Raw genomic sequence first — 13,849 nt, forward strand, 5'->3', positions numbered from 1 at the left:
CGGATGGACAAGGCCAACCTGCACGGGGAACTGCACAAGCTGCTGGCTCGCATCGACCTGCTGGCCGGTCGCATGCAGCGCCTGCAGGATGAGAACCGCAGCCTGCGCCAGCAGGTCGAGCAAATGACCGGCGAACGGGCACAACTGCTGAACAAGCAGGAGCAGGCGCGCAGCCGGGTGGAAGCGATGATCGGGCGGCTGAAGTCGCTGGAGCAGCACACATGAGCGAACCGGTCACCGTCCGTATCCTCGACCGCGAATACACCATTGGCGTCGGCGACGAAGAGCGTGCCGGCCTGGCGGTGGCCGCGCGCTTGCTGGATGCGCGGATGCGCGAATTGCGCGGCGGCAACAAGCTGGTGCCACCCGACCGGCTGGCAGTGCTGACCGCGCTCAATTTCGCGCACGAGTTGCAGCAGGCGAAGGGCACTGCAGCAGCCACCGCCGACGACAGCGGCACGCTTGCCCTGCTGGCCGAAGCCAATCGCAAGCTGGATGCACTGCTGGCATAAAGCTGAATCACTCAGCCAGCACGCCCCGATTCCCCTTCACCACCGCACGCGGCAGGCTATACTGCCGGCGTCCTCTGCTGTGTGCGACGGCGTGCGCAACATTCGCCTTGTCCCTTAATGACGACAACGGGAGTGCAATGGTAGCCGGGAGTGCAAGTCCGCCTTGAGCGGGAAGCCCGATGGTCGCCACGCATTCCCACTTGAACCCCGGGTTCAAGGTCGTTTCGCATGCATCGCCACGGCGGAGACATCTTTCCTTCCCGCAGCACGGTTCGCCACCCGCGTGAGCTCGCCATCCGACCGCGCCGCGCTGCGCAAGACACTGCGCGAACGACGCCGCAGCCTTGCTGCACAGCAGCGCATCGCCGCCGCCAATGACCTGGCCACGCGCCTGTTGGCGCTGCCGTTCCTGCAGGAACATGGCAGCCCCGTCTCCGGCTACGTGGCCGGCTATTGGGCGATGGATGGCGAGATCGGCCTGCACGCTTTCCAGCTGCGCCTGCCTGCATCGCTGATCTACTGCCTGCCGATGCTGCATGACGACGGCACCCTGCGCTTTGCGCCGTGGCGCGCGGGCGACCCGCTGGTGACCAACCGCTACGGCATTCCCGAGCCCGACATCAGCGCGAGCGCCGCGCTGACGGCCGAACACATGACCCTGCTGGTACTGCCACTGGTGGGCTTCGATGCGGCGTGCAACCGGCTTGGCATGGGTGCCGGCTGGTACGACCGCAGCCTCGCTTTCCGCAGCGCGCAAGCTGCACCGCCCTGGCTGGTGGGCGCCGGCTTCGCGATCCAGCGCGTGGATGCCCTGCACAGCGAAGCCTGGGACGTGCGGCTGGATGCGATTTGCTGCGAAGACTCGACCTATCTCGCCAAGGACACCGCATGAGCAAGCCACGGCGCTACTGGATGATGAAGTCCGAGCCGGACGCGTTTTCCATCGACGACCTGGCGCGCGTCGGCACCGAGCCATGGAACGGCGTGCGCAACTACCAGGCGCGCAACTTCATGCGCGACGGCATGCGCGTGGGCGATGGCGTGATGTTCTATCACTCCAACTGCAAGGTGCCCGGCATCGTCGGGCTGGCGACCGTGGCCAGCGCCGCCTACCCGGACAGCACGCAATTCGATTCGCGATCGCATTACTTCGACCCCAAGGCGACGCAGGAAACGCCGCGCTGGTTCCTGGTCGACATCGCGTTCGAGCGCAAGCTCAGGCGGATCATCCCGCTGGAGGAAATCCGCAGCTACGCCGACGAACTGGGCGAGGGCTTCGCGCTGACCGCGCGCGGCAGCCGGCTGTCGGTGTTCCCCGTCACCACCTCGCAATGGAAACTGCTGCTTTCACTGGAGTGATGCAATGAGTGATGCCAAGAAACTCGCCGCCGAAAAAGCCATCGAATACGTCGAGGACGGCATGATCGTCGGCGTTGGCACCGGCTCCACGGTCGCGTACTTCATCGATGCACTTGCGCCGTGGAAAGACCGCATCAAGGGCGCGGTCTCCAGTTCGGAGCAAAGTACCGCGCGCCTGAAATCCCACGGTATCGACGTCATCGACCTGAACGCCGCCGGCCCGCTGTCGCTGTACGTGGACGGCGCGGACGAATGCGACCCGCGCAAGCATTTGATCAAGGGCGGCGGCGCCGCACTGACCCGCGAGAAAATCATCGCCGAGGCCAGCGAGCGCTTCATCTGCATCGTGGACCCCAGCAAGCTGGTGCCGGTGCTCGGCAAGTTCCCGCTGCCGGTGGAAGTGATCCCGATGGCGCGCAGCCTGGTCGCCCGCGAGATTCTGCGGCTGACCGGTGGCCAGCCGGTGTGGCGCGATGGCGTGGTCACCGACAACGGCAATGTCATCCTCGACGTGCACAACCTGACCATCGTCGACCCGGTGGCGGTGGAGCGCGAGCTCAACCAGATCCCCGGCGTGGTCGCGGTGGGCCTGTTCGCGCGCCGCCCGGCCGACGTGGTGATCGTCGGCGGGCAGCCGCCGCAGCTGCTCTGAGGCGGGGCGTCACGCCCCGTCCAGCAATTCCCGGTTGCGCACCGCGCCCTTGTCTGCGCTGGTCGCCAGCAGCGCATACGCCTTCAACGCCACGCTGACCTTGCGTCCGCGCGGCTGCGCGGGCTTCCAGCCCCGCGCGTCCTGCTCCGCGCGGCGCAAGGCAAGCTCGCCTTCATCGACGCGCAATTCGATGGAACGCTGCGGAATGTCGATGCGGATGCGGTCGCCGTCGCGAACCAGTCCGATCGCCCCGCCCGCCGCCGCTTCCGGCGACGCGTGGCCGATCGACAAGCCCGATGTGCCGCCGGAAAAACGGCCATCGGTCAACAACGCGCACTGCTTGCCCAAGCCCTTCGACTTCAGATAGCTGGTCGGATACAGCATCTCCTGCATGCCCGGCCCGCCCTTCGGACCTTCGTAGCGGATCACCACCACCTCGCCGCGCTTCACCTCATCGCCAAGGATGCCGGCCACCGCCGCGTCCTGGCTTTCGTAGACGCGCGCGCGGCCCTCGAACACGTGGATGGACTCGTCCACGCCGGCGGTCTTCACCACGCAGCCATCGACCGCGAGGTTGCCGTACAGCACGGCGAGTCCACCCTCCTGCGAATAGGCATGCTCGACGCTGCGGATGCAGCCCTCGGCCCGATCCAGATCCAGCGTCGGCCAGCGGGTGGACTGGCTGAAGGCGACCTGGGTCGGGATGCCGGCGGGGCCGGCGCGGTAGAACGTGTGCACTGCCTCGTCATCGACCGTGGCAATGTTCCACTGCGCGATGGCCTCGCCCAGTGTCTGCGCATGCACGGTCGCGGTGTCCACGTGCAGCAGCCCGCCACGCGCCAGCTCGCCGAGGATCGCCATGATCCCGCCGGCGCGGTGCACGTCCTCCATGTGGTACTTGGGCGAATTCGGCGCGACCTTGCACAGCTGCGGAACCCGGCGCGACAGGCGATCGATGTCGCGCAGGGTGAAGGCGACTTCCGCTTCCTGCGCCGCGGCGAGCAGGTGCAGGATGGTGTTGGTGGAACCGCCCATCGCGATGTCCAGCGTCATCGCATTTTCAAAGGCCTCCAGCGTGGCGATGCCGCGCGGCAATGCGGTGGCGTCTTCCGCGCCGTACCAGCGATGGCAAAGCTCCACGATCAGGCGCCCGGCGCGCTTGAACAGCGCTTCGCGGTCCGCGTGGGTGGCCAGCATGGTGCCATTGCCCGGCAGCGAAAGCCCCAATGCCTCGGTCAGGCAATTCATCGAGTTGGCGGTGAACATGCCGCTGCACGAACCGCAGGTCGGGCAGGCGTTGCGTTCGTATTCGGCAACCGTTTCGTCTGATGCGTGTTCGTCGGCCGCGATCACCATCGCATCGACCAGGTCGAGCTTGTGTTCGGCAAGCCCCGTCTTGCCCGCTTCCATCGGGCCGCCGGACACGAACACCGTGGGGATGTTCAGCCGCAGCGCGGCCATCAGCATGCCGGGGGTGATCTTGTCGCAGTTGGAGATGCACACCAGCGCGTCGGCGCAGTGCGCATTCGCCATGTACTCCACCGAATCTGCAATCACTTCGCGCGAGGGCAGCGAGTACAGCATGCCGTCGTGGCCCATCGCGATGCCGTCATCCACGGCGATGGTGTTGAACTCTTTCGCGATGCCACCGACCGCTTCGATTTCACGCGCCACCAGCTGGCCCATGTCCTTCAAATGCACATGGCCCGGCACGAACTGGGTGAAGGAATTTGCAATCGCGATGATGGGCTTGCCGAAGTCACCATCGCGCATGCCGGTGGCACGCCACAGCGCACGCGCGCCGGCCATGTTGCGGCCGTGGGTGGAGGTCTTCGAGCGATAATCGGGCATGGCGAGGCATCGATGTGGTTTGGGGGGAGGCGCTGCAAGCCTTGATTCTGCTGCGTTTGCGCGGTTTCAGCTGCAACTTTTCGATATGCGAAATCAGCATGAGAAAAGTGTTGACAACAACGCTTTCGGCATGTTCCTCTAAAAACATGCTGCAACGCCACATGCCCCCGCCGATCCCGATGACCGCCTCTCAGGCGGCATCCATTCTCGTACTCGTACTCATTACCTCGCCCACAGGTGCGGGACGATCCGGCGTGTAAGCAGCAAACACACAACGCCAGAATCGCAAAACCCCGCATCGAAAGGTGCGGGGTTTTTTCGTTCTGGCCTCCGCTTCACTCCCCCAACCCAGGAACACTCGCAATGACCAGCAACACACCTCGCATCGCCATCATCGGCTACGGCAGCCAGGGCCGCGCGCACGCGCTCAACCTGCGCGACTCCGGCTTCGACGTCACCGTTGGCCTGCGCCCGGGCGGCCCCACCGAACTGAAGGCCAAGGCCGACGGCTTCACCGTGAAAGCGCCGGCCGAGGCGGTGAAGGGCGCGCAGATCGTCGCCGTGCTCACCCCCGACATGGTGCAGCCGCAGCTCTATGGCGAAGTCGTCGAGCCGAACATGGACGCGGGCGCCTGCCTGCTGTTCGCGCACGGCTTCAACGTCCACTACGGGCAGATCAGCCCGCGCGACGACCTGGACGTGGTGCTGGTCGCGCCGAAGGGCCCGGGCGCGCTGGTGCGCCGCGAATACGAGATCGGCCGCGGCGTGCCGTCGGTCTACGCCGTGCACCAGGATCGGAGCGGCAATGCCGAGCAGCTCGCGCTCAGCTACTGCGCAGGCATCGGCGGCGCGCGCCAGAACGCCATCAGGACCACCTTCCAGGAAGAAACCGAGACCGACCTGTTCGGCGAGCAGGCGGTGCTGTGCGGCGGCGCCACGCGGCTGGTGCAGGCCGGCTGGGAAACGCTGGTGGAAGCCGGCTACCAGCCCGAGGTCGCCTACTACGAATGCCTGCACGAACTGAAGCTGATCGTCGACCTGTTCTACGAAGGCGGCATCACCCGCATGCACGAGTTCATCAGCGAAACCGCGCAGTACGGCGCGCTGACCCGAGGCGACTACGTGGTGGACGCCAACACCCGCGCGCAGATGAAGAAAGTGCTGACCGAGATCCAGGACGGCAGTTTTGCCCGCCAATGGATCGCCGAATATGCCGCCGGCAACGCCAACTACAAGGCGATGAAACAGGCCGACCTGGAACATCCCATCGAAACCATCGGCAAGAAATTGCGCGCCAACATGAAGTGGCTGGACACCGCGCCCGCCCTGAAACCCGCCGAGGCCGCGTGATGAACGGCGCCCGCTGGCTCGCGCAGGCGTTGGTGGCCGAAGGGGTGGACACCCTGTTCGGCTATCCCGGCGGCGCGATCATGCCGTTTTACGACGCCCTGCACGACACCCCGCAACTCCGCCACGTGCTGCCACGACATGAACAAGGCGCGGCGTTCGCGGCAAATGGATATGCGCGGGCCAGCGGGCGGGTGGGCGTCTGCGTGGCGACCTCCGGCCCCGGCGCATCGAACCTGGTCACCGGCATCGCCGACGCGATGCTGGACTCGGTGCCGATGGTGATCGTCACCGGCCAGGTACCCACCACGCTGATGGGCACCGACGCGTTCCAGGAGCTGGATGTGTTCGGCATGACCTTGCCGATGGTCAAGCACAGTTTCATCGCCCGCCGCGTCGAGGACCTGCCGATGATCGTCGGCGAAGCCTTCCGGCTGGCGCGTTCGGGCCGTCCCGGCCCGGTGCTGATCGACCTGCCCAAGGACGTGCAGAACGCCGACGCAGCACACCTTCCGGCGCACGTCCCGCTGGCCACGGATGCACCTGAACCGCCCAGGGATGCATCGCTGCACGCAGCGCTGGCGCTGATCGCGCAGGCGCAGCGGCCGGTGATCTACGGCGGTGGAGGCATCGCGCTGGGCGATGCGGTCGCCGCGTTCCGCACCTTCGTCGATGCCACCCAGATCCCGACCGTGCTGACCCTGAAAGGGCTGGGTGCCCTGCCCACCCAGCATCCCCTCAACCTCGGCATGCTGGGCATGCACGGCAGCCGCGCCGCCAACGTGGCGGTGCAGGAAGCAGACCTGCTGATCGTGGTGGGCGCACGCTTCGACGACCGCGCCACCGGCAAGCTGGCCGAATTCGCCCCGCATGCGCGCATCGTGCATGTCGATCTGGACGCCTGCGAAATCGGCAAATTGCGCCATGCCGATGCCGGCGTGCGTGGCGACATCGTCACGGCCCTGACCCGGCTGACGCTGCCCTGCGCCGCGCATCTGCACGGGCGCAATGGCGTCGCGCGGAAGGCGTGGCGCGCACAGTGCAAGCAGCGCGCACAGCAGCACGCCGCGCGCTACGACGCGCCGGGCGAGGGCGTCTATGCGCCGGCGTTGCTGAAAAGGCTGTCGGAACTGGCGCCCGGGGCCGTGGTTGCCTGCGACGTGGGCCAGCACCAGATGTGGGTGGCGCAGCACTGGCGCATGCAGCACCCGCGCCAGCACCTGACCAGCGGCGCGCTGGGCGCGATGGGCTTCGGCCTGCCCGCCGCGCTGGGCGCGCAAGTGGCGCGCCGCGACGCGCAAGTGATCTGCGTCAGCGGCGACGGCTCGATCATGATGAACCTCCAGGAGCTGGCCACGCTGCGGCGCTACCAGCTGCCGGTGAAGATCGTGCTGCTCGACAACCAGGCGCTGGGCATGGTTCGCCAGTGGCAGGAATTGTTCTTCGACAAGCGCTATTCCGAAGTCGACCTGTCCGACAACCCCGACTTCGCCGCAGTCGCGGCGGCCTTCGGCATCCAGTCCCTGCACGTCAACCGCGCCGATCACGTGGAGGCCGCCCTGCAGGCACTGCTGGCCGCCGATGGCCCCGCGCTGCTGCATGTCGCCATCGATACCGCCGCCAACGTGTGGCCACTGGTGCCACCCAACCGCAACAACGCGCAAATGCTCGACGCGGCCTGCGCCGATGCCGATGCAGCTGCGCCTGCCCGCACCGCCACGGAGATGCCGCATGCGCTACCAGCTTGATCTCACCCTGCGCCGCGCCGAAGGCGCACTGGTACGCGTGCTGGGCACCGCCGAGCGCCGCGGCTTCGCCCCGCTCAGCGTGGATGGCGACGCGCGCGACGACGGCGACCGCTGGCATCTGCGCATGACCGTGGAAGGCGAACGCGAGCCGGAAGGCCTGCTGCAGCAGCTGGCCAAGCTCTACGACTGCCTGGCCGTGGAGATGCAGCCATGTCGATGAACGCGTCGCACAACCGCCGTGGTGTCTTCGCATGGCCGTGCGGCCTTGCAGATGCTTCGGCTGTCGCAGCCTGATGGAGCCTTCGGTAACCGCCGCGCATGCCGTGACCGCCAGCGACGTACTGGCGGCGCAAGCGCGCCTGCGCAGGTATCTGGACGTCACCCCGACCCACTATGCGGAGCGCTTCGGCTGCTGGCTGAAGCTCGAAAACCTGCAGCGCACCGGCTCCTACAAGGTGCGCGGCGCGCTGAACGCACTGCTGGCCGCACGCGAGCGCGGCGACCTGCGCGCCACCATCGCCGCCTCCGCCGGCAACCACGCGCAAGGCCTGGCGTGGGCTGGATACCGGCTTGGCATGCAGGCGATCACGGTGATGCCGCGTACGGCCCCGCAAACCAAGATCGCCGGCGTTTCGCACTGGGGCGCCACCGTGCGCCTGCACGGCGACACCTATGACGAAGCAAAAGCATTCGCCGCAGAACTCGCCGCGCAAAACGGCTATCGCCTGCTGTCCGCGTTCGACGATCCCGACGTGATCGCAGGGCAAGGCACGGTGGGCCTGGAAATCGCCGCTGCCATGCGCCCGGACGTGGTCCTGGTGCCGATTGGCGGCGGCGGGCTGGCGGCGGGCGTCGCGCTGGCGCTGAAGTCGCAGGGCGTGCGCATCATCGGTGCGCAGGTCGAAGGCGTGGATGCCATGGCGCGTGCCCTGCGCGGCGATGACGCCATCGTCGAACCTGCCGCAACGCTGGCCGACGGCGTGCGGGTCAAGGTCCCCGGCCAGCTGACCCGCAGCCTGCTGCACGCGCTGCTGGACGACGTGGTGATCGTGCGCGAAGCCGAGCTGCGCGAAACCCTGGTGCGGCTGGCGCTGGAAGAACACGTGGTTGCCGAGGGCGCTGGCGCACTGGCACTGGCGGCGGGCAAGCGCGTGGCCGGCAAGCGCAAATGCGCGGTGGTGTCCGGCGGCAACCTGGATGCCGGCGTGCTGGCCAGATTGCTGCAGGACGTGCGGCCGCGGCCGCCACGCAAGCCACGGCAACGCAAGCAGGAGCGACTTCCACCGCCGGCAGTCAAGGCGTTCCCGCTTGCTGCCGGCCTTGCCGCAATCACCTGTCGATCCATCCCCGTGCCGCGCCAGGCGCGCGCCGAATCAGAAGAAGAACTCCTCGCATGAAGACTCCCCAGGAACGCGTCCGCATTTTCGACACCACCCTGCGCGACGGCGAACAGTCGCCGGGCTTCACCATGAGCGCCGCGCAGAAGATCGCCTTCGCCCATGCGCTGGCCGACCTCGGCGTGGACGTGATCGAAGCCGGATTCCCGAACAGCTCGCCGGCCGACTTCGGCGCGGTGCAGACCATTGCCCGCGAGGTGCGCGGCGCGTCCATCGCCGGCCTTGCGCGTTGCCATGCGGGCGACATCGAGGCCTGCGCACGCGCGTTGTCGGAAGCGGCCGCACCGCGCATCCACGTGTTCATCTCGACCAGCCCGCTGCACCGCGAACACAAGCTGGGCATGAGCAGGCAGCAGGTGGTCGAGCACGCCATCATGGGCGTGGAACTGGCGCGCAGCCACGTGGACGACGTGGAGTTTTCCGCAGAAGACGCATTCCGCACCGAGCGCGAGTTCCTGGTCGAGGTGTTCGAGGCCGCGATTGCCGCGGGTGCGCGCACCGTCAACGTGCCGGACACCGTGGGCTACGCGACGCCCGAGGAAATCCGCGACCTGTTCCGCTACCTGCGCGCGAACGTGAAGGGCGCGGACGGCGTGGTGTTCAGCGCGCACTGCCACAACGACCTGGGGCTGGCCGTGGCCAATTCGCTGGCCGCCATCGAAGGCGGTGCGCGCCAGGTGGAATGCACCATCAACGGCATCGGCGAACGCGCCGGCAATGCCGCACTGGAAGAACTGGTGATGGCGATGAAGGTGCGCGGCGGCTGGTACGGCGTCGATACCGGCATCGACACGCCGAAGCTGCTGGACACCTCGCGCCTGCTCTCGCGCATCACCGGCATCCAGGTGCAGCGCAACAAGGCCATCGTCGGCGCCAATGCGTTCGCGCATGAGTCCGGGATCCACCAGCACGGCATGCTGAAGCACCGGGGCACCTACGAAATCATGCACCCGCAGGATGTGGGCTGGGCCGAATCGCAGCTGGTGCTGGGCCGCCACAGCGGCCGCGCCGCCGTCGCCGACCGCCTGCGCGCGCTGGGTCACGTCCTTGACGATGCGCGACTGGATGCAGTCATCGCCGATGCCAAGGCGCTGACCCAGACCCAGCACGTGGTCAGCGATCTTGACCTGCTGCGGCTGCTGGACGGCGACCCGTCCGGCGGCGGCTGGCGCATCACCGCGATGTCGCTGATCGACGAAGGCCAACACACCCGCGCCCGCATCGAACTGTCCGATCCCGGCGACCTGCACGTCGCGCAGGAAGCGCAGGGCGATGGCCCGATCGCCGCCCTGTTCGCCGCACTGGCGCGCGCCACCGGCGTGGATTTCGAGCTGGAAAGTTACGAAGTGCACAGCATGGGCATCGGCCGCGATGCACGCGGCGAGGCCAATCTCAGCGCGCGCATCGGCGGTGAAGCCCTGGCCGGCCAAGGCACCAGCCGCGACGTGCTGGAGGCCAGCGCGATTGCCTGGCTGGCGGTGGCCAACCAGGTGCTGCGCAGCCACGCCTCGCAACGCATCGCCGCATTCGCCTGACCTCTCTTCCTTTCCGGAATTCCTTATGCAAGCCACCATCGTCGTGTTGCCGGGGGACGGCATCGGCCCCGAAGTCACCACCACCGCCGTCGCCGTTCTGCGCACCGTTGCCAACCGCCACGGGCACGCGTTTCAGTTTGAGGAACAGTTGATCGGCGGCGCCGCCATCGACGCCTGCGGCACCCCGCTGCCCGAGGCAACCCTGCACGCGGCGGCACGCGCCGACGCCGTGCTGCTGGGCGCAGTGGGCGGACCGAAGTGGTCGGACCCGAACGCAACGGTGCGCCCGGAGCAGGGCCTGCTGGCGATCCGCAAGGCGCTGGGCCTGTATACCAACCTGCGCCCGGTGAAACCGCACGCGGCCACGCTGGGCGCCTCGCCGATCAAGCCGCACCTGCTCCAAGGCGTGGACCTGGTCGTGGTGCGCGAACTCACCGGGGGCATCTACTTCGGCGACAAGACCCGCAGCGACGTTGAGGCCAGTGACCTGTGCCGCTACAGCGTCGCCGAGATCGAGCGCGTGGTGCGCCACGCCGCAGCGCTGGCGCGCGCGCGCAGCGGCAAGCTGACTTCGGTGGACAAGGCCAACGTGCTGGAAACCTCGCGGCTGTGGCGCGAGGTGGCGACGCGCATCGTGCGCGAGGAGTTCCCGGACGTGACGCTGGAACACCAGCTGGTCGATTCGATGGCGATGCACCTGCTGGCGCGCCCGCGCGAATACGACGTGATCGTCACCGAGAACATGTTCGGCGACATCCTCACCGACGAAGCGTCCATGCTGGCCGGCTCGCTGGGCCTGCTGCCATCCGCATCGCTGGGCGACGGCAAGGTTGGCCTGTACGAGCCCATCCACGGCAGCGCGCCGGACATTGCCGGCAAGGGCATTGCCAATCCGTATGCGGCGATCCTCAGCGCCGCGCTGCTGCTGCGGCATTCACTGGGATTGGAACAGGAGGCGCAGTGCGTCGAACAGGCGGTCTCCGACGCACTGGCGGCCGGCGCATTCACCGCCGACCTTGCCACCCGCGGCGGCAACGCGGCCAGCACCCAGGCCGCCACCGCGGCCGTCATCGAACGCCTGCTCGGCTGCCAGGTGCTGGAGCTGCGCGACTGATTCCGCCCTGCAGCGGAATCATGCAGCGTGCGGCGTACTCAAGCCGGCACTGCTCGTGTCAGTGGCAGTACCGGCTCTTCTGCAACTGCGATCCATGCCTGCTGCATTCGGTTTGCGTTCCATCGGCTGCGCCGCTGTCCGCCACCGACCAAGACCGCCCCTGCGCGCCAAAGTTCCACGAGGCGCCCTGCGGCCGCGGCCAAGCCTCCGCCTCAGTGCCCTGCGCGCGCGGCGAACACCCACGGCTGCGCGCGGCGGTGGCGCGCCTCGAACGCCGCGATCGCTTCCCGTGCCTGCAGGGTCGTGCCGATGTCATCCAGGCCGTTGAGCAGGCAGTGCTTGCGGAATGGTTCGACTTCGAACCGGTGCTGCACGCCATCGGGGCGGGTGACGGTCTGCGCGGCGAGGTCAATCGCCAGCGCGTAGCCGGCGCTGGCTTCGCACTGGGCGAACAGTGCGTCCACTGCCTCGCCCTCCAGCACGACCGGCAGCAACCCGTTCTTGAAGCTGTTGTTGTGGAAGATGTCGGCGAAGCTGGGCGCGATGATGACGCGGAAGCCGTATTCCCCAAGCGCCCACGGCGCGTGTTCGCGGCTGGAACCACAGCCGAAATTCTCGCGGGCCAGCAGTACGCTGGCGCCGGCATAGCGCGGCAGGTTCATCACGAAGTCGGGGTTGCGCGGGCGCGTCGTGCAGTCCTGCCCCGGCTCACCGGGGTCGAGATAGCGCCACTCATCGAACAGGTTCACGCCGAAGCCGGTGCGCTTGATCGATTTCAGGAACTGCTTGGGGATGATCTGGTCGGTATCGACATTGGCGCGATCCAGCGGGCAGGCCAGGCCGGAATGGGTCGTGAACGGTGTCATTGCAGCTCCCTCACATCGACGAAGTGGCCGGCAATCGCCGCTGCCGCCGCCATCGCCGGGCTGACCAGATGCGTGCGGCCACCGGCGCCCTGGCGGCCTTCGAAATTGCGGTTGGAGGTCGAGGCGCAGTGCTCGCCAGGCGCCAGCCGATCTGCGTTCATCGCCAGGCACATCGAACAGCCCGGCTCGCGCCACTCGAAGCCGGCGGCGATGAACACCTGATCCAGCCCTTCGCGCTCCGCCTGCGCCTTGACCAGGCCCGACCCCGGCACCACCAAGGCCTGTTTCACGGTCGCGGCGACCTTTCGGCCCTTCGCCACCGCCGCCGCGATGCGCAGGTCCTCGATCCGCGCATTGGTGCAGGAGCCGATGAACACGCGGTCAAGCCGGATGCTGGTGATCGGCTGGCCGGCATGCAGGCCCATGTACTTCAGCGCGCGCATGATCGAATCGCGCCTGGTCAGGTCCGGCTCGCTGGCGGGATCCGGCACGCACTGGTCGATGGCCAGCACCATGTCCGGCGACGTGCCCCAGCTGACCTGCGGCTTGATGTCGCGCGCATCCACTGCAACCGTGGCATCGAACGGCGCGTCCGGATCGGACACCAGTGTCCTCCACAACGCGACCGCCGCGTCCCACTGTTCGCCCTTCGGCGCGAACGGGCGGCCGCGCACGTACTCGATGGTCTTGTCATCCACCGCCACCATGCCCACCCGCGCACCGGCCTCGATCGCCATGTTGCACAAGGTCATCCGCCCTTCCATCGACAGCGCGCGGACGGTGCTGCCGACGAATTCCAGCGCATGGCCGCTGCCACCGGCGGTCCCGATCTGACCGATGACCGCCAGCGCGACATCCTTGGCACTGGTGCCCGGCGGCAGCTCGCCTTCCACCACCACGCGCATGTTTTTCATCTTCCGGGCGACCAGGCATTGCGTGGCCAGCACGTGCTCGACCTCGGAGGTGCCGATGCCGTGCGCCAATGCCCCGAAAGCCCCATGCGTGGAGGTGTGCGAATCGCCGCAGACCACGGTCATGCCCGGCAGCGTCGCCCCTTGTTCGGGGCCCACCACGTGGACGATGCCCTGGCGCACGTCGTTCATCGTGAACTCGAGGATGCCGAAGTCGGCGCAGTTTTCGTCCAGGGTCTGCACCTGCAGCCGCGAGACTTCATCGGCGATGGCGGCCAATCCGCCGGCGCGCTCGACGCGTGTGGTGGCCACGTTGTGGTCGGGCGTGGCCAGGTTGGCCGCCACCCGCCAAGGCCTGCGCCCGGCCAGGCGCAGACCTTCGAACGCCTGCGGCGAGGTCACCTCATGCAGGATGTGGCGGTCGATGTAGAGCAGCGACGAGCCATCGTCGCGGCGACTGACTTCGTGCATCTGCCACAGCTTGTCGTACAGGGTCTGGCCGGCCATGTCGGTTCCGGGAGTTGGCTGTGGGCAGACTGCCGGCTTGCAATCAATAA

Annotated in this window: 14 protein-coding genes and 1 other RNA gene; 12 read left to right on the forward strand and 3 right to left on the reverse strand. The window is 67.6% G+C overall.

Annotation, left to right across the window (positions count from 1 at the left end; translation table 11 throughout):
- Positions 1-3: 3 nt before the first annotated feature.
- The 6 genes from LIW09_RS10845 to rpiA all read left to right on the forward strand — a co-directional run bounded on the left by LIW09_RS10845 (position 4) and on the right by rpiA (position 2,523).
- A complete protein-coding gene (locus tag LIW09_RS10845; protein ID WP_256645634.1) occupies positions 4-225 on the forward strand; it encodes a TIGR02449 family protein in 222 nt (73 codons plus the stop codon).
- A complete protein-coding gene (locus tag LIW09_RS10850; protein ID WP_256645635.1) occupies positions 222-512 on the forward strand; it encodes a cell division protein ZapA in 291 nt (96 codons plus the stop codon). Before LIW09_RS10845 ends, LIW09_RS10850 begins: the two co-directional genes overlap by 4 nt.
- A gap of 68 nt (positions 513-580) precedes the next feature.
- Positions 581-764, forward strand: a non-coding RNA gene (gene ssrS, locus LIW09_RS10855) — 6S RNA.
- Between the two features lie 31 nt (positions 765-795).
- Entirely contained in the window at positions 796-1,404 is a 609-nt protein-coding gene (locus tag LIW09_RS10860) for a 5-formyltetrahydrofolate cyclo-ligase (RefSeq protein ID WP_256645636.1), read from the forward strand.
- Complete coding sequence (locus tag LIW09_RS10865) at positions 1,401-1,871, forward strand: EVE domain-containing protein (protein WP_256645637.1); 471 nt, start codon at positions 1,401-1,403, stop codon at positions 1,869-1,871. The genes LIW09_RS10860 and LIW09_RS10865 overlap by 4 nt, the downstream gene beginning before the upstream one ends.
- A gap of 4 nt (positions 1,872-1,875) precedes the next feature.
- Positions 1,876-2,523, forward strand: coding sequence for a ribose-5-phosphate isomerase RpiA (rpiA, locus tag LIW09_RS10870; protein ID WP_256645638.1), 648 nt, complete (start codon positions 1,876-1,878; stop codon positions 2,521-2,523).
- 9 nt (positions 2,524-2,532) lie between these two features.
- Here the strand turns inward: rpiA and ilvD are convergent, their stop codons facing one another.
- The gene (gene ilvD, locus LIW09_RS10875) at positions 2,533-4,374 is read right to left on the reverse strand and encodes a dihydroxy-acid dehydratase (RefSeq protein WP_256645639.1); all 1,842 of its coding nucleotides are present in this window, start codon (positions 4,372-4,374) and stop codon (positions 2,533-2,535) included.
- A 363-nt stretch (positions 4,375-4,737) separates the two neighbouring features.
- Here ilvD and ilvC point away from each other — a divergent pair, with 363 nt between their 5' ends.
- From ilvC to leuB, 6 genes are all read left to right on the forward strand, one after another.
- Positions 4,738-5,724 carry a ketol-acid reductoisomerase gene (ilvC, locus tag LIW09_RS10880; protein WP_256645640.1) on the forward strand — a complete coding sequence of 329 codons (987 nt, stop codon included), beginning with the start codon at positions 4,738-4,740 and terminating at the stop codon, positions 5,722-5,724.
- Positions 5,724-7,469 carry an acetolactate synthase 2 catalytic subunit gene (ilvG, locus tag LIW09_RS10885; RefSeq protein ID WP_256645641.1) on the forward strand — a complete coding sequence of 582 codons (1,746 nt, stop codon included), beginning with the start codon at positions 5,724-5,726 and terminating at the stop codon, positions 7,467-7,469. The genes ilvC and ilvG overlap by 1 nt, the downstream gene beginning before the upstream one ends.
- On the forward strand, positions 7,453-7,689 hold the full coding sequence (locus LIW09_RS10890; protein ID WP_256645642.1) for an ACT domain-containing protein: 237 nt from the start codon (positions 7,453-7,455) through the stop codon (positions 7,687-7,689). Before ilvG ends, LIW09_RS10890 begins: the two co-directional genes overlap by 17 nt.
- 73 nt (positions 7,690-7,762) lie before the next feature.
- Positions 7,763-8,866 carry a threonine dehydratase gene (locus LIW09_RS10895; RefSeq protein ID WP_256645643.1) on the forward strand — a complete coding sequence of 368 codons (1,104 nt, stop codon included), beginning with the start codon at positions 7,763-7,765 and terminating at the stop codon, positions 8,864-8,866.
- On the forward strand, positions 8,863-10,401 hold the full coding sequence (locus LIW09_RS10900) for a 2-isopropylmalate synthase (protein WP_256645644.1): 1,539 nt from the start codon (positions 8,863-8,865) through the stop codon (positions 10,399-10,401). Before LIW09_RS10895 ends, LIW09_RS10900 begins: the two co-directional genes overlap by 4 nt.
- A 25-nt stretch (positions 10,402-10,426) precedes the next feature.
- Complete coding sequence (gene leuB / locus LIW09_RS10905) at positions 10,427-11,515, forward strand: 3-isopropylmalate dehydrogenase (RefSeq protein WP_256645645.1); 1,089 nt, start codon at positions 10,427-10,429, stop codon at positions 11,513-11,515.
- A gap of 212 nt (positions 11,516-11,727) precedes the next feature.
- Here the strand turns inward: leuB and leuD are convergent, their stop codons facing one another.
- Both leuD and leuC read right to left on the reverse strand, forming a co-directional pair.
- Positions 11,728-12,381, reverse strand: coding sequence for a 3-isopropylmalate dehydratase small subunit (leuD, locus tag LIW09_RS10910; RefSeq protein WP_256645646.1), 654 nt, complete (start codon positions 12,379-12,381; stop codon positions 11,728-11,730).
- The gene (gene leuC, locus LIW09_RS10915) at positions 12,378-13,799 is read right to left on the reverse strand and encodes a 3-isopropylmalate dehydratase large subunit (RefSeq protein ID WP_256645647.1); all 1,422 of its coding nucleotides are present in this window, start codon (positions 13,797-13,799) and stop codon (positions 12,378-12,380) included. Before leuC ends, leuD begins: the two co-directional genes overlap by 4 nt.
- Positions 13,800-13,849: the final 50 nt, after the last annotated feature.

It is taken from the genome of Thermomonas paludicola, from assembly GCF_024498955.1.
GTDB lineage: Bacteria > Pseudomonadota > Gammaproteobacteria > Xanthomonadales > Xanthomonadaceae > Thermomonas > Thermomonas paludicola.